This window comes from Ruegeria sediminis (assembly GCF_005938215.1).
Lineage (GTDB): Bacteria > Pseudomonadota > Alphaproteobacteria > Rhodobacterales > Rhodobacteraceae > Ruegeria > Ruegeria sediminis.
The window spans coordinates 213313-231995 of sequence record NZ_VCPD01000005.1 but is presented as its reverse complement, the minus strand read 5'-3'; the positions used below and the strand labels follow the sequence as shown (position 1 = coordinate 231995).

Below are 18683 nucleotides of genomic sequence, written 5' to 3'. Positions count from 1 at the left end.
CGAACCATGAGCGCCATCGACAACCTTCCCCCCCTGCGCGAGGTCATCGCGACGCACCAGCTTTCGGCCCGCAAGTCTCTGGGCCAGAACTTTCTGCTGGATCTGAACCTCACCGCCAAGATCGCACGGCAGGCAGGCGACCTGGCGGCCTGCGACGTGCTGGAGATCGGCCCCGGCCCGGGCGGCCTGACCCGCGGCCTGCTGTCCGAGGGCGCGCGCAAGGTGGTGGCCATCGAAAAGGACACCCGCTGCATCGCCGCCCTGCAGGACATCGCCGCGGCCTATCCCGGACGGCTCCAGATCATCAACGGCGACGCCCTTGAAATCGACCCTTTGCAGCATCTGACACCGCCGGTGCGCATCGCCGCCAACCTGCCCTACAACGTCGGCACCGAACTGCTGGTGCGCTGGCTGACGCCGCCTGACTGGCCGCCCTTCTGGCAAAGCCTGACCCTCATGTTCCAGCGCGAGGTGGCCGAACGGATCGTGGCCCAGCCCGGCGGCAAGGCCTATGGCCGCCTCGCGATCCTGGCGCAATGGCGCTGCGAGGCGCGCATCGCCATGTCCCTGCCGCCCGAAGCTTTCACCCCGCCGCCCAAGGTTTCCAGCGCCGTGGTGCATTTGACGGCCCTGCCCGAACCCCGCTACCCGGCGGACGCCGCGACACTGTCGCGCGTGGTGGCTGCGGCCTTCAACCAGCGGCGCAAGATGCTGCGCGCTTCGCTGAAAGGCATGGCTCCGGACATCGAAGACCGGCTGATCGCGGCCGGGATCAAACCCACCGACCGGGCCGAACAGATCTCGCTCGAAGGCTTCTGTGCGCTGGCGCGGGAATTGCGGCGGCCGTAACCCCGCGAACCGCCGGGCCACCTGAGCTTCGCCCTGCATCGACCTGAGACAAAAGAAAAACCCCGGCGCACAGGCCGGGGCTTTCCATCGAAACTGTCTTTCGCGCTTTATTCGGCCGCTTCCGGGGTATCGCCACCGCCAGTCGGCGCAACACCGTCTTCCGAGCCCTCTCCGGGCGTCTGCTTGGGCTTGCGCACGCGCGGGCGACGCGGAGCCTTTTCCGGTTTCGCCTTGCCGTCCGGCGCATCGCCCTTGTCGGCCTTCGCCACCTGGCTTTCCGGCGTTTCCACCAGCCCGCTTTCCTGACCGCCGCTGTCCGGTCCGAAATCCAGAACGTCCGGCTGCGGCGCTTCCGACGGGTCGTTGTGGCGGGCGGCGGCTTCGCGTTCCTGGCGCTCGGCGCGCTCGCGGTCGCGTTCGGCCTGGCGCTCGCGGTTCTGGCGTTCCTGCTCCTCGCGGCGGGCGTCGATCTCGCGCTGCGCCTCGCTCAGCATACGCAGGTAGTGCTCGGCGTGCTGCTGGAAATTCTCGGCCGCCACGCGGTCGTTGCTCAGCTGCGCGTCACGGGCCAACTGGTTGTATTTGTCGATGATCTGCTGCGGGGTGCCGCGCACCTTGCCTTCGGGGCCCGAACTGTCGAACACCCGATTGACGACGTTGCCGCCTGTGGGACGGTTGCGGTTGCTCTTCGCCCGCGAGCGGGATTTGGACGATCTCATCTTGTTTGTCTTCAGCCTTGTATTTCGCTGTCGATCAACCTGCACTTCACGCCATCTGATGTCGTATCCGTGACGCGTGGTCGACTTTTTGGGCTTGGCGTCGGAGGTGCGCTGACAACAGCGTCAACCTCGTCGACTAACCTGAGTAAACACGTCCTGACGGCCCAGACAAGAGGGTTGGCAGGATTTTCGCAGCTTTTTTACCGGAAACGGCGTTTTTCTGCCGCAGTATCGGCAATCAGCCCGGCATCCGGGCCACGACGACCCGGTCGCGGCCGTCCAGATCCTGAACGACCCGGATATCCGACAGCCCGGTCGCATCGAACAGGGCCGAGACCTGCTGCGCCTGCATCGGACCAATCTCGACGACGATCCGCCCGCCCGGCATCAGGAAATCCGGGGCGCCGGCGGCGATCCGGCGATAGGCGCCCAGCCCGTCGCCCTCGTCGGTCAGCGCCAGCCGCGGCTCGTGTTCCCGCACTTCCTCGGAAAGACCGTCCATCTCGTCGCGGGCGATATAGGGCGGGTTCGACACGATCAGGTCGAACCGTCCCTCGACCGCATCGAACCAGTCCGACCCTGCGATATCCGCCCGCTCCTGCACCCGGTGCATCACCGCGTTGGCTCCGGCCTGCAGGCAGGCGCCTTCGCTCACGTCGACGCCAAGCCCCGTCGCGCTCGGCCGTTCCGCCAGCAGGGTGACGAGGATGCAGCCGGACCCGACGCCAAGATCCAGAACCCGGTCGAACGGCTCGGACAGCGCCACTTCGATCAGCGTCTCGGTCTCGGGCCGCGGGTCCAGAACATCCCGGCTGACCTTGAATCGGCGGCCGTAGAATTCCCGCTCGCCCAGCAGGTGCGAGACCGGAACCCGGATCGCCCGCAACGAGACAAGCTGCTCGTATCGCTCGGAAATTTCCGCCGACAGCTCGTCCGGCGCGATCAGGGTCACGCGGCTGGCCTCGATCCGGGCGGCATGGGCCAGCAGCAGCCGCGCATCCCGCGCCGGATCCGCCACCCCCGCCGCGCGCAGCCGCGCGGTCGCCGCGACCATGGCCTGCGCCGCTGTCTGCGCGCCGGTCATTGCGCCATCTCCGCCAGCAGCCGCGCCTGATCGTCGGCGGTCAGCGCGTCGATGACCTCGTCCAGATCGCCCTGCATCACCTGATCCAGCTTGTAGAGCGTCAGGTTGATCCGGTGATCGGTCATCCGCCCCTGCGGAAAGTTGTAGGTGCGGATGCGCTCGGACCGGTCGCCCGAACCGACCTGGCTGGCCCGGTTGGCCGAGCGTTCGCTGTCGATCCTCTGCCGTTCAAGGTCATAAAGCCGTGTCTTCAGCACCTGCATCGCGATTTCGCGGTTGCGGTGCTGGGATTTCTCGGAACTCGTGACGACGATCCCGGTGGGCAGGTGCGTGATCCGCACCGCCGAATCGGTCGTGTTGACATGCTGGCCGCCGGCCCCGGAACTGCGCATCGTGTCGATGCGTAGGTCGCCCGCGTCGATATGGATGTCCACGTCCTCGGCCTCGGGCAGCACCGCCACCGTCGCCGCCGAGGTGTGGATGCGCCCGCCGCTTTCGGTCTCGGGCACCCGCTGGACCCGGTGCACGCCGGATTCGTACTTCAGCCGCGTAAAGACGTTGTCGCCCTTGATATGGGCCACCACCTCCTTGATGCCGCCCAGTTCGGTCTGCTGCTCCTCGATGACGTCAAAGGCCCAGCCCCGCTCCTCGGCATAGCGCTGATACATGCGCAGCAGGTCGCCCGCGAACAGCGCCGCCTCGTCCCCGCCGGTGCCGGGCCGGATTTCCAGGATCGCGGGGCGGGCGTCGGCCTCGTCCTTGGGCAAAAGCGCCAGTTGCAGCGCATGTTCCGCCTCGGGCAGCCGCGCCTGCAGGGCCGGGATCTCTTCCTCGGCCAGTTCCTTCATGTCCGGGTCCGCCAGCATCGCCTTGGCCTCGGCCAGGTCCGACACCAGTTGCCGCCACGCCCGGATCTGATCGACCACCGGCTTCAGTTCCGAATACTCCCTCGCGAGTGCCGCGATGTTTCCGCCCGCGGCGCCATCGGCCATCGCGGCTTCGAGGTACTGAAACCTCTGCGTAATCTGTTCTAGGCGTTCTTCGGGAACCATTGCGGCGGTGTCTATTATCCAGAGGCTTTGGTCAAGTGTCCAAGCCGTGTTAAACTATGCGCATGAGACGCCTTGTCGTGATCCTCAGCCTCGTGGCGACGCCCGCCTTTGCCGATGTCGTCGGCCCCGGCGGCAAGCTGCGCGATTGCTACTGCACCGACAGCACAGGCAGCCGCGTGGAGCTGGGCGAAACCATCTGCATGCAGGTGGACGGGCGCATGTTCATGGCGCAATGCCAGATGTCGCTGAACGTGCCGATGTGGCGCGAGGTGCAGCAGGGCTGCCTATCCTCCCGCCTGCAGCCGGCCGAGCCACCCGTCGATCCGCTGCTTGTTCACCCCAAGATCTGAGCGGCCGAACCGTGACCGGGCAAGGATGCGCAGGGTGCCGCCATCCTGCACCGCCGTGGTGTAGTCCGGAAACCCCATCACCTTCGTGCGGGTGACATAGGTGACCATGCCGTCCTCCACCGACCCGGCCAGAACCCGCGTCCGCGGCGCGTGGATCGCGATCGCATCGAACCGTTCCAGCCCGTCCGGCCCGGTCTCGACGACGCGCAGAACGCCGCTCTGGAAATCCTTGTCCGCATCGCCCGCCGGCGCCACATGCCAGCGCGCCGGATCCGAGGGCGCCAGCCGCACGTAACCCAGGCCCAGCACCGCAAGAACGACCAGCAGCCAGAACAGGTTCATGCGCCGCATCCCGTCATATCACCGGCAGCGCCCGCTCCACGATCCTCGCAAAGAACGAAGCTCCGATCGGCGCGATCTCGTCGTTGAAATTGTACTTCGGGTGGTGCAGCCCGGCGCTGTTGCCCTGGCCGAGGAACAGATAGGCCCCGGGCCGCGCCTGCAGCATGTAGGAAAAATCCTCGGCTCCCATCTCGCGCCCCGCATTGTCCACCACCCGGTTCTTCCCCGCGATCTCGCGAGCGACCTCGGCGGCAAAGGCTGCCTTGGCCGGATCGTTGACCGTGGCGGGATAGTTCACGTGGTAGTCCAGCTTGGCCTCCACCCCGTAGGAAAAGGCCTGCCCCTGAACGATCTGCCGCATCCGCTCCGTCACCATCTCCTGCACCCGCGGATCAAAGGTGCGCACAGTGCCGTTGATGTAGGCAGTGTCGGGGATCACGTTGTTGACGGTGCCCGCATGGATCTGCGTCACCGAGATGACCAGATCGTCCAGCGCATAGCTGTTGCGGCTGACGATGGTCTGGATCGCCTGCGCGATGCCGCAGGCCGCCATCACCGGATCGCGTGTCTCGTGCGGCATGGCCCCGTGGCCGCCCATGCCCTGGATGTGGATGTCGAACGTGTCCACCGCCGCCATGATCGGGCCCGGCGTGGTGAAGAACGCCCCCACCTCGTTGCTCGGCGCGTTGTGCAGCGCAAAGACCGACGAGATGTCGAAACGGTCCATGATGCCCTCCTGCACCATGGCATTGGCGCCGCCGCCCTCCTCCTCGGCCGGTTGAAAGATCAGCGCGACCCGGCCGCCGAAATTCCGCGTTTCCGCCAGGTAGCGCGCCGCGCCCAACAGCATCGTCGTATGCCCGTCATGGCCGCAGGCATGCATCCGGCCGGGGTTCTTCGAGGCATAGGTCAGCCCGGTCTCTTCGGTCACCGGCAGCGCGTCCATGTCCGCGCGCAGGCCGACCGTGGGCCCCTCGCCCTGCCCGTTGATGATCGCGACGACCCCGGTCCGGGCAATGCCGCTGTGGATTTCATCGACCCCGAACTCGCGAAGCCGCTCGGTGACAAAGGCCGCGGTCTCGACGCAATCGAACTCCAGTTCCGGGATCGAATGCAGATGCCGTCGCCATTCCGCCATGTCGGCGGCAAAGTCGGCAATTCGGTTCACGACGGGCATTGTGGGTGGACTCCTGATCCAAGCTGCGGGATGGATGCATCTGACACCGGAAAGAGGGCCTTCGCAATGCCAGAAAACCCGCTCATCCACGACTCTGACGCAGGGATGGAGCGCCTGCTCGAAATCATGCGCCGTTTGCGCGACCCTAAGACGGGCTGCCCCTGGGATATTGAGCAGGATTTCGCCACCATCGCCCCCTACACGATCGAAGAGGCCTACGAAGTGGCCGACGCGATCGAGCGCGAGGCCTGGGACGAGCTGAAGGGCGAGCTGGGCGATCTTCTGTTCCAGTCCGTGTTCCACGCCCAGATGGCCGAGGAAGCCGGCCATTTCGCCTTTCAGGACGTGGTGCGCGCCATGTCCGACAAGATGGTGGCCCGCCATCCGCATGTCTTCGGCGACGAATCCCGCGACAAGTCCGCCGAGCAGCAGACCCACGACTGGGAGGCGATCAAGGCGGCCGAGCGCAAGGACAAGGCGCAGAAAGGCGCGCTGGACGGCGTCGCGCCCAACCTGCCCGCCCTTCTGCGCGCCTACAAGCTGCAGAAACGCGCCGCGCGGGTCGGATTCGACTGGCCCGACGCCAGCCACGTGCTCGCCAAGATCACCGAAGAGGCCGCCGAACTGGAAGAGGCGCGCGACACGATGGACGCCGACGCGCTCGAGGACGAATTCGGGGACCTGCTTTTCGTGATCGTCAACCTCGGCCGGCACCTGGGCGTCGAACCCGAGGCGGCGCTGCGCCGCACCAACGCCAAGTTCACCCGCCGTTTCGCCAAGGTCGAGGCGCGCCTCGCCGCCCGCGGCCGCGCCCCCGAGCAAAGCACGCTCGAAGAGATGGACTCGCTCTGGGACGAGGTGAAGCACGAGGAACACGCCGCCAACGGCAAACTCCCGCGCGCCGGCGCGCGCAAGCAACGGCACCAGGCATAAAGCAGGTGGACAAGTCGGGCGGCGCTTGCGACTGTCCGGCCTCGACCACCGCGGAAAGATCCCATGAGCGCACGCAAGATCATCATCGACACCGATCCCGGCCAGGACGACGCGGTCGCGATCCTGCTGGCGCTGGCCAGCCCCGAAGAGATCGAGGTGCTTGGGATCACCGCCGTCGCCGGCAATGTGCCGCTGGCCCTGACCGCCAAAAACGCCCGCATCGTCTGCGAACTTGCGGGCCGGACGGACGTGCCCGTCTATGCGGGCTGCGACGCACCGCTGAAGCGCAAGCTCGTCACCGCCGAACACGTGCATGGCAAGACCGGTCTCGACGGCCCCGACCTGCCCGACCCGTCGATGCCGCTGGCCACGGGCCATGCCGTCGACTTCATCATCGACACCCTGCGCGCGCATGACCCCGGCACCGTGACGCTCTGCCCGCTGGGGCCGCTCACCAACATCGCGACCGCCTTTCAAAAGGCGCCGGACATCGTTGAAAAGGTTCGGGAAATCGTCCTCATGGGCGGCGCCTATTTCCAGGTCGGCAACATCACGCCCGCCGCCGAGTTCAACATCTACGTCGACCCGGAAGCCGCTGAAATCGTGTTCAAGTCCGGCGTTTCCATCGTGGTCATGCCACTCGACGTCACGCACAAGGCGCTGGTCACCAAGCCGCGCAACGACGCCTTCCGCGCGCTCGGCACAAGGGTCGGCATCGCCGTGGCCGAGATGACCGATTTCTTCGAACGCTTCGACAGGGAGAAATACGGCAGCGAAGGCGCGCCCCTGCACGACCCCTGCGTCACCGCCTACCTGATCCGGCCCGAGCTGTTCTCGGGGCGTCACATCAATGTCGAGATCGAGACGCTGTCCGAACTGACGCTCGGCATGACCGTGGCCGACTGGTGGCGCGTCACCGACCGCGCGCCCAACGCGCTGTTCATGGGCGACGTGGACGCCGACGGCTTCTTCGCCCTGCTCACCGAACGTCTGGCCCGGCTATGACCGCCGCCCTCCGCCTTGCCCGCCCCGAGGATCTGGACCGGCTGATGGCGATGGTCGCCGGTTTCCACGCCGAGGAAGGCATCGAACAGGATCAGGACCAGCGCCGCGAGGCGCTGCTGCCGCTGCTCCAGGGCATCCCGCATGGCTGCGTCTACCTGATCGGCCCCAGCCGCGCGCCGCTGGGCTATGTCATCATCACCTTCGGCTGGTCTGTCGAATTCGGCGGCATGGACGGGTTCGTGGACGAAATCTACATCCGCCCCGCCATCCGCGGGCGCGGCATCGCCACCGAGGTCCTGCATGAACTGCCCAAGGCGCTGGCCACCGCCGGGCTCAGGGCGCTGCATCTGGAAGTGGACCGCGAAAACGAGACGGCGCAGCGGCTGTATCAGCGGTCCGGCTTCAGGCCGCGCCAGAACTACATGCTGATGACCAAGGCGCTCTAGGCGTCACAGGTCGCGGCCGAAGAACATCAGGTGTTCGGCCAGGTCCGCAGGCGGGTCGTAGAACGGAGCGATCTCGTGGAACCCAAGCTTCCGGTAAAGCCCGATCGCCTCGGTCAGCCGGGTCGTCGTGTCCAGCACCATGCGCGAATACCCGTCGCGCCGCGCCTGCGCCATCGCCGCCCGGAACAGGGCGGCGCCCGCGCCAAGCCCCCGCGCCGCGTCGCCAACGAAGACCCGCTTGATCTCGCAATCCCCGGGACCGACGCGATGCGTCATGGCGCAGCCCACCACCTTGCCCCCGACCCGCGCGACAAAGATCGCCCCGTCGGGCGGGCGGTGAAGTTCCGGCAACCGCCGCAACAGGTCTTCAAAGGTCGCGGCATTGTAGTAACGGTCCAGAAAGGCCGGAACGTCCGGCCAGCGTTCACGCAGCAACCTGCGGTAATCGCGGCACAATTGCCGGACGGCCTCCATTTCGCCCTCGCCTCCGGCCGGCGCAACGACAAGTTCTCGCTCAGCCATGCCCGGCCACCTGATGCGCCAGATCGGCAAAATCCTTAGCCACGATGTCCCAATCCCCCGTGGGTTCCAGGTCGGTCGCCTGATCCGGTCCATGCTCGGTCAGCCGCGGCACGAAGGCGGTGCGCAACCCTGCCGCACGGGCGGCCAACAGGTCGTCGTTATGCGCGGCCACCATCATCACCTGATCGGGCGGCAGCCGCAGCGCGGCGCAGCTGACACGGTAAACCGCGGCCTGCGGCTTGTAGTCCCGCGCCAGCTCGGCCCCCAGAATGCAGTCCCACGGCAGCCCCGCATAGCGCGCAAGCCGGGTCATCAACGCGATCGAGCCGTTCGAACAGGGCGCGATGATGCGCTCCTGCCTCAGCAGTTGCAGTCCGCCCACCACGTCCGGCCAGGGCTCCAGCTTTTCCCAGGCGGCGTTCAGCCGATCCGGCGCCTCCAGCGTCACGCCGAAGGCTCGGCACACGGTGTCCAGGTTCTCCAGGTGCAGGTCGTCCAGCGGGACATAGCCGCGCGCGCCGTCGCGGATGCGCGCCATCGCCGGATCGTACTCGGCCCGCCACGCCGTCGCGAAGGCCAGCGCGTCCACCTGCGGCAGCACCGCCGCGACCTCGCGCGCGACCGAGTTGCGCCAGTCCACGCAGGTTCCGAAAACGTCAAAGATAAGGGCCTGGATCATGGTCGGGCCTGTTGCTGTCAAACCGCCCGACCAGACTATCGCGAAAAAAGCGGCAGGCCAGCGGATTCAGCCGGCCCGCCCCCGATCAGCGCAGGATCGACCGCCCGGCATATTCGGCCACTTCGCCCAGGCTTTCCTCGATCCGGATCAGCTGGTTGTACTTGGCCAGCCGGTCCGACCGCGCCAGCGAGCCGGTCTTGATCTGCCCGCAATTGGTGGCGACCGCCAGATCCGCGATGGTGGCGTCCTCGGTCTCGCCCGAGCGGTGGCTCATCACATTGGTGTAGCGCGCGCGGTGCGCCATATCGACCGCCTTCAGGGTCTCGGTCAACGAGCCGATCTGGTTCACCTTGACCAGCATCGAGTTGGCGCAACCCCTCTGGATACCCTCGGCCAGCCGCTCGGGATTGGTCACGAACAGGTCGTCGCCCACCAGCTGCACCTTGTTGCCGATGGCGTCGGTCAGCGCCTTCCAGCCGTCCCAGTCATCCTCGGACATGCCGTCCTCGATCGAGATGATCGGATAGTCGTTCACCAGCGCCGCAAGGTAGGCCACGTTTTCCTCGCTGCTCAGGGTCTTGCCCTCGCCCGCCAGCACGTATTTGCCGTCCTTGTAATACTCGGTCGCGGCGCAATCGAGCGCCAGATAGATCTCCTCGCCGGGCTTGTAGCCCGCCTTCTCGATCGACTTCAGCACGAAATCCAGCGCCTCGCGGGTCGAGGCGATGTTGGGCGCGAAACCGCCCTCGTCGCCGACGCCAGTGGCCAGGCCCGCCGCCGAAAGCTCTTTCTTCAGCGTGTGGAACACCTCGGCGCCCATGCGCACCGCCTCGCGGATGTTCGACGCGGCGACCGGCATGATCATGAATTCCTGGATGTCGATCGGGTTGTCCGCATGTTCGCCGCCGTTGATGATGTTCATCATCGGCACCGGCAGCACCCGGGCCGAAGCGCCGCCGACATAGCGATACAAGGGCTGTGTCGTGAAATCCGCCGCCGCCTTGGCCACCGCCAGCGACACGCCCAGGATCGCGTTCGCGCCCAGACGCCCCTTGTTCGGGGTGCCGTCCAGTTCGATCATCGCGCTGTCGATGGCGACCTGCTCGGTCGCGTCAAAGCCCACCAGTTCCTCTGCGATCTCGCCATTCACGGCCGCCACGGCCTCCAGCACGCCCTTGCCCAGATACCGGGCCTTGTCGCCGTCGCGCTTTTCGACGGCCTCATAGGCGCCGGTCGAAGCGCCCGAGGGCACGGCGGCGCGGCCCATGGTGCCGTCTTCGAGGATCACGTCGACCTCGACGGTCGGATTGCCCCGGCTGTCGAGAATCTCGCGCGCGTGAATGTCGATAATGGTACTCATGTCAGCTCCTGAAAACGGATTGTTCGCCCGCCTCATAACCGGCCCGATTTCGAGATTAAAGGGTCGCCAAGGCCGCAGGCCGCTTTTTGCGCTCGCGCCACAGCGTATAGATGCCCGACCCCACGATCACCGCCGCGCCGGTCAGCATCATGGCGTCGGGGCTTTCCTTGAACACCACCACGCCGATGACCAGCGCGAACAGCATCCGCGAATACCGGAACGGTGTGACAAAGGACACCTCGCCGATCCGCATCGCCGCGACGATCGCGTAATAGGCGGCGACGCCCAGCGCCACGGCGCCCACGATCAAGAGCCAGTGATAAGAGGTCGGCCTGACCCAGCCCTGGTCGCTGAACTGCGCAAGGATGAACGAGGCCGGGATCAGCGTGAGAAAGGCCAGGAAACTGATCTGGAACGATGTCGTCTCCCGCGGAACCCGCCGCGTCGCCAGATCGCGGATCGCCAGGCCCACCACGCCCTGCACAGCGAACAGCGACTTGATGTCGAAGCCTTCGGTTCCGGGCCGGATCACCAGCATCACCCCCAGAAACCCGACGATGATGGCGCTCCAGCGCCGCCAGCCGACCGGCTCCTTCAGGAACAGGGCGGCGCCCAGCGTCACCGCCAGGGGCGTCGCCTGCAGAATGGCCGAGGCCTGCGAAATCGGCGTCAGCGCGATGGCGGTCACGAATCCCAGCGTCCCGACCAGCTCGCCCAGATTGCGCAGCAGCACCATCGGGTTGAGGTAGCCGCGCGAAAACAGCGGCTGGCGTTTCATCACGGTCAGGCCGGCAAAGATCACCGCCCCGCCTGCGCCCAGGAACAGGATGATCTGCCACGGCGCCATGGTTCCGGCCATGAGCTTGATGAACATGTCCTCGAAGGCAAAGCCAAGCATGGCCAGCGTCATCAAGAGCGCGCCGCGTAGATTTTCCATTTCCGGGTTCCAGATTGAGACCGTGTCGCCCCGCCTCCATGACGCGGGCCGCGGGCGAGTGCAAGCCGTATCGGGTTTTCCGCCCCCCTGCCTCCGCCGGTTTCGGTCACGTCACCGTGCGCCCGGTGCGCCGACTGATCCCTTCCGGCGACCCCCGCGTATCCCCTACACACCAAAGGAGGTTGACATGCGGCTTGCAGCGACAACTCTTTTCCTGCTGATCCCCCTTCCCGTCCAGGCGGGCTATGGATCGGCCTACGACATCTACCCCATGCAGGGCGACGTGTTCGAGGTCGTGGCGAAAACATCGCCCGGCGACGGCACGTTCTGGTGCGGCGCTGGACAGCACGCGATCGCGGATCTGAACAGGGATGCCACGCAACGGATCTACGTCGCGCGCGGCCGCGACGCCAGCACGGCGCAGCCGGGCCGCAGATCGGTCGTCTTCTCGTTCACGCCGCCAACCCCGGACCCGGTCCAAAGCCAGTCGATCTCGGTCGATCTGGTCGGCAACGCCATGAGCGCCGCGCAGGCGCAGGCCCATTGCTACGACCGCACGATCAAGGATTAACGCTTGCGGATCGGAACGCCGTACAGCTCCAGCTTGTGACCGCGCAGCTCGTAGCCCAGCTTGGCCGCGATCCTTTCCTGCAGCGCCTCGATCTCGGGATCGACGAACTCGATCACCTCACCCGAGGTCAGGTCGATCAGGTGATCGTGGTGGTCACGCTCGGCATCCTCGTAGCGGGCGCGCCCGTCTCCGAATTCCAGCCGCTCGAGGATCCCCGCCTCTTCGAACAGCTTCACCGTGCGATAGACCGTGGCGATCGAGATGCCCGCGTCCAGCGCCGAGGCCCGGGCATAGAGTTCCTCCACATCCGGATGATCCGCGCTCCGCTCCAGCACGCGGGCGATGACCCGGCGCTGTTCGGTCATGCGCAGCCCCTTGGCCTCGCACCGCTCGATGATCGTTTCCGTCATGATGCCCCCATCCGTCACTGGAACTCCGTCATAATATGCCGGAACCGGGTGCGCCACCGCGAAATGCGTGCCCGGGACCCGCTCAGGACGCGCGCCGCAGGTCGGCCCAGATCGGCAGGTGGTCCGACGCGATATGCGCCGGCCGTTCGGCATGGACCCCGTGCGCCTGCGCCTCAAGCCCCGCGCCCAGCGCGATCCGGTCCAGCGCGCCCAGGGGCTGCGCGGCGGGAAAGCTCGGCAGAGGCGGCAGAAAACGCATGTCGGGCGCCAGGTGGTCCAGGATCGGCTGGCGCGACCACTCGTTGAAATCCCCGGCCCAGACCGTCGGCATGTGGTTCAGCGCGCGGCTGTCCTGCCGCATGTGCAGGACCTGCATGTGACGCCAGCGGGACATAAGGCCCAGATGCACCCCCATAACCCGCAGCGGGCCGATCGAGGTCTCGAACTCGACCCGCACCGCGCCGCGCGGCTCCAGCCCCGGCAGGTCGTGGTGAAAGGTCTCGCGCACCGAGATGTGGTCGCCCCGCCAGATCACCGCGTTGCCGTGCCAGCCCAGGCTGCCCGCGCCGCCCAGATCGGCCGCGTTCCAGCCCGCCTCCTCCAGCATGAAATGCGGCAGCGCCGCCGGCCGCGGCGGCAGGCGCTTGTCGGCCTCCTGCAGCACGACGATATCCGCCCCGATCTTGTCGAGCACCTGCAGGATGCGCTGCGGCTGCCGCCGCAGGTCAAGACCGACGCATTTCTGGATGTTGTAGCTGGCCAGTCGCAGGGTGCCGTTTCGCGTCATCTTCTCAAGGCTCAAGGGGTCCGCCCCCAGTTTGCCAATGCGGACGCCCTGCGCAAGCCCCAGACCCGGCGCAGGCGGCCGTCCGGCGGGCAAACCGCCCCTTTTTGACCCATCAGACCGGGTCAGGTGCCGCAGAAAGTGGCATGAACGATCTCGCTCTCCGCCGGCGGGCGGGCCAGATCGGCGTTTTCGGGCTGGTCCTCGTAGGGTCTGGCCAGAACCGCGTTCAGCCGGTGGAACGGCGCGTAATCGCCCTGCACCGCCGACTGGATCATCTGCTCGACCCGGTGATTGCGCGGGATGAAAGCGGGGTTGGCCTGCCGCATCGTGGCCTCGGGCCCGGCCTCGCGCGCACAGCGCGCCTTCCAGTTCTCCTCCCAGGCGTCATAGGCGGCGGGATCGGTGAACTGATCGCGCGCCTTGCCGCCGCCCAGCGCCCGGAACGCGTTGGTGAAATCCGCCTGGTTCTGCGCCATCCGCGTCAGCAGGTCCGAAATCAGTTCCAGGTCGCCCTCCTCGGCCGACTTAAGCCCGATCTTGGCGCGGAACCGCGCCAGCCAGTGCGCCTGCATCAGTTCGGGCATGGCGTGGACGATGGCGGTCGCCTCCTCGACGGCGGCATTCTTGTCCTCCATCTGCTGGATCAGCGCCGTCGCCAGCTGCGCCATGTTCCAGACCGCGATCTCGGGCTGGTTGGAATAGGCATAGCGCCCGCCCCGGTCGATCGAGCTGAATACCGTGTTCGGATGATACCCGTCCATGAAGGCGCAAGGGCCATAGTCGATGGTCTCGCCCGAGATCGCGCAGTTGTCGGTGTTCATCACCCCGTGGATGAATCCCACGCTCATCCACTGCGGGATCAGCCGCGCCTGCGCGTCCCGTACCGCGCGCAGCAGCCCCATCGGCCCCTCGGCCTCGGGGTAGTGCCGGGCGATGGCATATTCCGTCAGCCGCTTCAGGCTGCCAAGATCGCCGCGCGCAGCAAAGACCTGGAACGTGCCCACCCGCAGATGGCTTTGGGCCACCCGCGTCAGCACCGCGCCGGGCATCGGCCCCTCGCGCAGCACGATCTCGCCGGTCTCGACCGCGGCCAGCGCGCGGGTGGTGGGCACGCCCAGCGCGTGCATCGCCTCCGAGACCACGTATTCGCGCAGCACCGGCCCCAGCCAGGCCCGCCCGTCGCCCGCCCGGGAATAGGGCGTGCGCCCCGATCCCTTCAGCTGGATGTCGCGGCGGGCGCCGTCGGTGCCGACGGTCTCGCCCAGCAGGATCGCGCGCCCGTCGCCAAGCTGCGGGTTGTAATGGCCGAACTGGTGGCCCGAATACAGCTGCGCCAGCGGCTCGGCCCCCTGCGGCACGGCGTTTCCCGCAAAGGCCTGCGCCATCTCCTCCACATCGCCCGGCGCGATCCCCATGATCCGCGCCAGGTCTTCGTTGAACGCCACCAGCCGCGGCGCGCGCACCGGCTCGGGCGTCAGCCGCGCATAGAACGAGGCCGGCAACCGCGCATAGGAGTTGTCGAACGGGATCGTCAGTGTCATGCGGCAAAACATATGGCCCTCGGGCGGGAATGCCATAGCGGATCGCGCCGTCGCATGCATAATTTCCCCGACACCGGACGGAACGCCATGACGCCGCAGCAGATCATCGACCGCCTGAACCTCGAACCCCACCCCGAAGGCGGCTGGTACCGGCAGACCTGGATCGCCGGCAACCAAGGCCGCGCGACGGGCACCTGCATCTACTTCCTGCTGCAGAAGGACGAGGTCAGCCACTGGCACCGCGTCGATGCGACCGAGATCTGGCTCTACCATTCCGGCGCGCCGCTGATCCTGTCGATGAGCGAGACAAACACCGGCCCCGCCGCCGACCACCTTCTGACCCCGGACCTCGACGCAGGCGCGCCGCAACTGATCGTGCCCGCCGGGCACTGGCAATCCGCGCGCAGCACCGGAGACTACACGCTGGTCAGCTGCGCCGTCTCGCCAGGCTTCCGGTTCGAAGGATTCGAACTCGCCCCGCCCGGATTCGACATACCGCGCGCTTGATCCGCCCAAAACACGGAATACAGTCGTTTCATGGACCACCGGACGCTCATCTCCTCGCTGCCGCCCGAAACCAAGGCCAGACTGCTGGCCCGTTCCGACGCGGCCGGGATCACGCATCTTGCGGCCTATTTCGGCGCATTGGCGCTGACGACGACGGGAATTCTGGTTCAGGTTCCGTTCTGGCAGGCCCTCTTGCTGCCGCAGGGCATCCTTCTGGTCTTTCTGTTCACCCTCAGCCACGAATGCACGCACAAGACCCCGTTCCGCACCAACTGGCTGAACGAGGTTGTGGGCCATGTCGTAGCGGTTCTGAACCTCCTGCCCTTCGTCTGGTTCCGCTATTACCACCTCGCCCATCACAAATGGACAAATGACCCGAGGCGCGACCCGGAACTGGCCGGGAAACCGCGACCCGAAAGCTGGGCCAGCCTGATGGTCTACCTGAGCGGCTGGTTCTACTGGAAGGGCATGGTGATTGTCCTGTTCAACAACGCCCTCGGCCGGATCGACGCGCCCTACCTGCCGGAAGGCCAGCACCGCGCGATGCGGCGCGAGGCGCGCATTCTGCTGGCGCTCTACGCCATTGCGGCGCTCAGCCTGTCCTGGTCGCCGGTCCTGTTCCAGCTCTGGTTGCTGCCCTTGCTGATCGGCCAGCCATTCCTTCGCCTCTATCTCCTGGCAGAGCACGGGCTCTGCCCGGCGGTGGCGAACATGCTGGAGAACTCCCGCACGACCATCACCAACCGGATCGTGCGTTTCCTGGCATGGAACATGCCCTACCATGCCGAGCATCACGCCTTTCCCAACGTGCCCTTCCACAAACTGCCCGAACTGCACGAATGGACGCGGGTCCACCTGAAATCAACGTCCCAGGGCTACCGCGCCTTCACGGCCGACTACGCACGGTCTCTGGCGCGCTGACAATGCCGCCGCCGACCAGCGCCCGCACGCCGGTCGTGCCGGGGCACGAGGTCGGCAGACCGCGCGCAACCCGCACCGCAAGATAGGCAAAGGCCTGCGCCTCAAGCATGTCTCCGTCAAGGCCGACGCTTTCGACCGGCTCGACCGGGCAATCCAGCGACACCCGCAGCATCCGCATCAGCACCGGGTTGTGCCGCCCGCCCCCGGTGACCAGAACGCGCGAGGGCGGCTTGGGGCAATGCTCCATCCCCTGCGCCACACCGGCCGCGCACATGGCGGTCAGCGTCGCAACCGCATCCTGGTCGCTCAACTCTCCCACCAGCCCAACCATCTCGGCGAAATCGTTCCGGTCCAGCGACTTGGGCGGCATTCTTGCAAAGAACGGTTCGGCCAGGAACAGCTCCAGCGCGCCGTTCTCGACCGTCCCGCCGCGCGCGACCGCGCCGTCGCGGTCCATCGGCAGGCCAAGGCGCGACTGCATCAGGTCATCGACCGGCGCATTGGCGGGGCCGGTGTCAAAGGCCAGCAGCGCGCCGGGCATCTCGGGCCGCTCAAAGGAGGGGTCCACATAGGTCAGGTTGCCGACGCCGCCGAGGTTCAGAAAACAGACCGGCTCGTCCGCGCCGATCCACTTGGCGCAGGCAAAGTGAAAGAACGGCGCCAGCGGTGCGCCCTCGCCCCCCATCCTCACGTCGTCCGAGCGGAAATCCCACACCACCGGCACGCCCATGGCCTGCGCCAGCGCGGTGCCGTCGCCCACCTGCAAGGTACCCCGCCCCTTGGGCTCATGCGCCAGCGTCTGGCCGTGAAACCCGACCAGGTCCACATCCCCGAACGGCGACAGCGCCTCGCGGTGGGCCTCGGTGACCAGCGCCGCGGCGGCCTCGACCTCATCGCCATGCCACTTGCCCAGCGCGGCCCGCAGAACCATGCGCTCGGCCTCCGAATAGGCGCGATAGCCGGTCTCGCCGAACTCCAGGATGGCATGGCCGTCGGTCTCGACCACCGCCGCATCCACCCCGTCCAGAGAGGTGCCCGACATCGCCCCCAGCGCCCTCACCGGCGCCGCCTTGCGAACGGCCTTGTTCATGGCCTTTTCCTTCCGTTTCCTGCCGCCTCGAACAGCCCGTGATTTTGTTCCTAAAACCGGTTTCCACTGTTCCGAATGCTCTCTATAAGTTGCCCCGCATTCGAGAGCAGAGGCAAGACATGACCTACCATCCCAAATCGGATTTCATCGCCACGATGATGGAGCGCGGCTTTCTGGCCGACTGCACCGATTACCAGGGCCTCGACGACGCCCTGATCTCGGGGGTGCAGACCGCCTATATCGGCTATGACGCCACGGCGCAGTCGCTGCACGTGGGTCACTTGCTCAACATCATGATGCTGCGCTGGCTGCAAAAGACCGGGCACCGGCCGATCACGCTGATGGGCGGCGGCACCACCAAGGTGGGCGACCCCTCGTTCCGCTCGGACGAACGCCCCCTGCTGGGCCCCGAACAGATCGACGCCAACATCGCCGGCATGAAGCAGGTCTTCGCCAAGTACCTCAGCTACGGCGACGCTCCGTCCGACGCGATGATGCTGAACAACGCCGAATGGCTGGACGGGCTGAACTATCTCGAGTTCCTGCGCGACATCGGGCGGCATTTCAGCGTCAACCGGATGCTGTCCTTCGAGTCGGTCAAATCCCGGCTGGACCGCGAGCAGTCGCTCAGCTTCCTTGAGTTCAACTACATGATCCTGCAGGCCTACGACTTCCTGGAACTGAACCGCCGCTACGACTGCGTCCTGCAGATGGGCGGCTCGGATCAATGGGGCAACATCGTCAACGGCGTCGACCTGACCCGCCGGGTGATCGACCACGAGGTCTATGGCCTCACCACGCCGCTGCTGACCACCAGCGACGGCCGCAAGATGGGCAAATCCCAGGGCGGCGCGATCTGGCTGAACGGCGACATGCTGTCGCCCTACGAATTCTGGCAGTTCTGGCGCAACACCACCGACGCCGACGTGGGCCGGTTCCTCAAGCTCTACACCGAACTGCCGCTCGACGAGTGCGAACGGCTGGGCGCGCTGGCGGGCTCCGAGGTCAACGCCGCCAAGATCATCCTCGCCAACGAGGTCACCGCCCTCCTGCACGGACCCGAGGCCGCCGCCACTGCCGAGGCGACCGCCCGCGAGGTGTTCGAGAAAGGCGGCGTGGGCGACGACCTGCCGACGCTGACGCTCAGCCCCGAGGAACTGGGCGACGGCATGTCCATCGTGCAGATCATCGTGAAATCTGGCCTCGCCAAGTCGGGCAAGGAGGCCAAACGCCTCATCGCCGAACACGGCGCCCGGCTCGACGACCAGCCGCTGACCGACGCCGGGCTGATGATCGACGCGGGCGCCCTCGCCTCGCCCATCAAGCTCAGCGCCGGCAAGAAGCGCCATGCGCTGGTGCAGTTGGGCTGATCTCCCCGCACCCGACCGAATGGACAACGGC

22 protein-coding genes are annotated in these 18683 nt (G+C 66.7%); 9 read left to right on the top strand and 13 right to left on the bottom strand.

The features are described from left to right. The first annotated feature begins 6 nt into the window (after positions 1 to 6). A complete protein-coding gene (rsmA, locus tag FGK63_RS15365) occupies positions 7 to 849 on the top strand; it encodes a 16S rRNA (adenine(1518)-N(6)/adenine(1519)-N(6))-dimethyltransferase RsmA (protein WP_138843807.1) in 843 nt (280 codons plus the stop codon). A 107-nt stretch (positions 850 to 956) separates the two neighbouring features. On the opposite strand, the gene FGK63_RS15360 is transcribed toward rsmA, so the two are convergent. The 3 genes from FGK63_RS15360 to prfA all read right to left on the bottom strand — a co-directional run bounded on the left by FGK63_RS15360 (position 957) and on the right by prfA (position 3704). Next, positions 957 to 1568: a DUF4167 domain-containing protein gene (locus FGK63_RS15360; protein ID WP_138843805.1), complete on the bottom strand. Its 612-nt coding sequence runs from the start codon at positions 1566 to 1568 to the stop codon at positions 957 to 959. A 238-nt stretch (positions 1569 to 1806) separates the two neighbouring features. Beyond that, positions 1807 to 2652 carry a peptide chain release factor N(5)-glutamine methyltransferase gene (gene prmC / locus FGK63_RS15355; protein WP_138843803.1) on the bottom strand — a complete coding sequence of 282 codons (846 nt, stop codon included), beginning with the start codon at positions 2650 to 2652 and terminating at the stop codon, positions 1807 to 1809. Continuing rightward, positions 2649 to 3704, bottom strand: a complete 1056-nt coding sequence (gene prfA, locus FGK63_RS15350) for a peptide chain release factor 1 (protein ID WP_138843801.1) — start codon at positions 3702 to 3704, stop codon at positions 2649 to 2651. Before prfA ends, prmC begins: the two co-directional genes overlap by 4 nt. Before the next feature lie 62 nt (positions 3705 to 3766). Between prfA and FGK63_RS15345 the strand changes: the two genes are divergently transcribed. Then, positions 3767 to 4054, top strand: coding sequence for a hypothetical protein (locus FGK63_RS15345; protein ID WP_138843799.1), 288 nt, complete (start codon positions 3767 to 3769; stop codon positions 4052 to 4054). On the opposite strand, the gene FGK63_RS15340 is transcribed toward FGK63_RS15345, so the two are convergent. Together FGK63_RS15340 and FGK63_RS15335 are read right to left on the bottom strand one after the other, a co-directional pair. After that, positions 3989 to 4405 (bottom strand): DUF1499 domain-containing protein, encoded by a 417-nt coding sequence (locus tag FGK63_RS15340; protein ID WP_138843797.1) that lies wholly within the window; start codon positions 4403 to 4405, stop codon positions 3989 to 3991. The two genes, FGK63_RS15345 and FGK63_RS15340, sit on opposite strands and share 66 nt — an antisense overlap. A 4-nt stretch (positions 4406 to 4409) precedes the next feature. Beyond that, positions 4410 to 5573, bottom strand: a complete 1164-nt coding sequence (locus tag FGK63_RS15335; RefSeq protein ID WP_138843795.1) for a M20 aminoacylase family protein — start codon at positions 5571 to 5573, stop codon at positions 4410 to 4412. Positions 5574 to 5639: 66 nt separating this feature from the next. Between FGK63_RS15335 and mazG the strand changes: the two genes are divergently transcribed. From mazG to FGK63_RS15320, 3 genes are all read left to right on the top strand, one after another. Beyond that, the gene (mazG, locus tag FGK63_RS15330; RefSeq protein WP_138843793.1) at positions 5640 to 6506 is read left to right on the top strand and encodes a nucleoside triphosphate pyrophosphohydrolase; all 867 of its coding nucleotides are present in this window, start codon (positions 5640 to 5642) and stop codon (positions 6504 to 6506) included. 63 nt (positions 6507 to 6569) lie between these two features. Beyond that, a complete protein-coding gene (locus FGK63_RS15325; RefSeq protein WP_138843791.1) occupies positions 6570 to 7511 on the top strand; it encodes a nucleoside hydrolase in 942 nt (313 codons plus the stop codon). Next, a complete protein-coding gene (locus tag FGK63_RS15320) occupies positions 7508 to 7957 on the top strand; it encodes a GNAT family N-acetyltransferase (protein ID WP_138843789.1) in 450 nt (149 codons plus the stop codon). Before FGK63_RS15325 ends, FGK63_RS15320 begins: the two co-directional genes overlap by 4 nt. A gap of 3 nt (positions 7958 to 7960) precedes the next feature. Here FGK63_RS15320 and FGK63_RS15315 read toward each other — a convergent pair whose 3' ends face one another. From FGK63_RS15315 to FGK63_RS15300, 4 genes are all read right to left on the bottom strand, one after another. After that, the gene (locus FGK63_RS15315) at positions 7961 to 8479 is read right to left on the bottom strand and encodes a GNAT family N-acetyltransferase (RefSeq protein WP_171052666.1); all 519 of its coding nucleotides are present in this window, start codon (positions 8477 to 8479) and stop codon (positions 7961 to 7963) included. Then, positions 8472 to 9158 (bottom strand): haloacid dehalogenase type II, encoded by a 687-nt coding sequence (locus tag FGK63_RS15310; protein ID WP_171052665.1) that lies wholly within the window; start codon positions 9156 to 9158, stop codon positions 8472 to 8474. The genes FGK63_RS15315 and FGK63_RS15310 overlap by 8 nt, the downstream gene beginning before the upstream one ends. Before the next feature lie 85 nt (positions 9159 to 9243). Beyond that, positions 9244 to 10518 carry a phosphopyruvate hydratase gene (gene eno / locus FGK63_RS15305; RefSeq protein WP_138843783.1) on the bottom strand — a complete coding sequence of 425 codons (1275 nt, stop codon included), beginning with the start codon at positions 10516 to 10518 and terminating at the stop codon, positions 9244 to 9246. Between the two features lie 55 nt (positions 10519 to 10573). Beyond that, positions 10574 to 11455 (bottom strand): DMT family transporter, encoded by an 882-nt coding sequence (locus FGK63_RS15300; RefSeq protein WP_138843781.1) that lies wholly within the window; start codon positions 11453 to 11455, stop codon positions 10574 to 10576. Positions 11456 to 11642: 187 nt separating this feature from the next. Here FGK63_RS15300 and FGK63_RS15295 point away from each other — a divergent pair, with 187 nt between their 5' ends. Continuing rightward, entirely contained in the window at positions 11643 to 12026 is a 384-nt protein-coding gene (locus FGK63_RS15295; RefSeq protein ID WP_138843779.1) for a hypothetical protein, read from the top strand. Here the strand turns inward: FGK63_RS15295 and FGK63_RS15290 are convergent. From FGK63_RS15290 to FGK63_RS15280, 3 genes are all read right to left on the bottom strand, one after another. Beyond that, positions 12023 to 12436, bottom strand: a complete 414-nt coding sequence (locus tag FGK63_RS15290; RefSeq protein ID WP_138843777.1) for a Fur family transcriptional regulator — start codon at positions 12434 to 12436, stop codon at positions 12023 to 12025. The two genes, FGK63_RS15295 and FGK63_RS15290, sit on opposite strands and share 4 nt — an antisense overlap. An 82-nt stretch (positions 12437 to 12518) precedes the next feature. Continuing rightward, positions 12519 to 13223 (bottom strand): endonuclease/exonuclease/phosphatase family protein, encoded by a 705-nt coding sequence (locus FGK63_RS15285; protein WP_138843945.1) that lies wholly within the window; start codon positions 13221 to 13223, stop codon positions 12519 to 12521. Between the two features lie 122 nt (positions 13224 to 13345). Further along, complete coding sequence (locus FGK63_RS15280) at positions 13346 to 14764, bottom strand: protein adenylyltransferase SelO (protein WP_138843775.1); 1419 nt, start codon at positions 14762 to 14764, stop codon at positions 13346 to 13348. Positions 14765 to 14851: 87 nt separating this feature from the next. Here FGK63_RS15280 and FGK63_RS15275 point away from each other — a divergent pair, with 87 nt between their 5' ends. Continuing rightward, a complete protein-coding gene (locus FGK63_RS15275; protein WP_138843943.1) occupies positions 14852 to 15271 on the top strand; it encodes a cupin domain-containing protein in 420 nt (139 codons plus the stop codon). A 30-nt stretch (positions 15272 to 15301) separates the two neighbouring features. Further along, a complete protein-coding gene (locus tag FGK63_RS15270; RefSeq protein ID WP_138843773.1) occupies positions 15302 to 16192 on the top strand; it encodes a fatty acid desaturase in 891 nt (296 codons plus the stop codon). On the opposite strand, the gene FGK63_RS15265 is transcribed toward FGK63_RS15270, so the two are convergent. Then, on the bottom strand, positions 16158 to 17282 hold the full coding sequence (locus FGK63_RS15265) for an anhydro-N-acetylmuramic acid kinase (RefSeq protein ID WP_138843771.1): 1125 nt from the start codon (positions 17280 to 17282) through the stop codon (positions 16158 to 16160). The genes FGK63_RS15270 and FGK63_RS15265 overlap by 35 nt on opposite strands. Before the next feature lie 119 nt (positions 17283 to 17401). On the opposite strand from FGK63_RS15265, the gene tyrS reads away from it, so the two are divergent. Beyond that, positions 17402 to 18652 (top strand): tyrosine--tRNA ligase, encoded by a 1251-nt coding sequence (tyrS, locus tag FGK63_RS15260; protein ID WP_138843770.1) that lies wholly within the window; start codon positions 17402 to 17404, stop codon positions 18650 to 18652. Positions 18653 to 18683 lie beyond the last annotated feature (31 nt).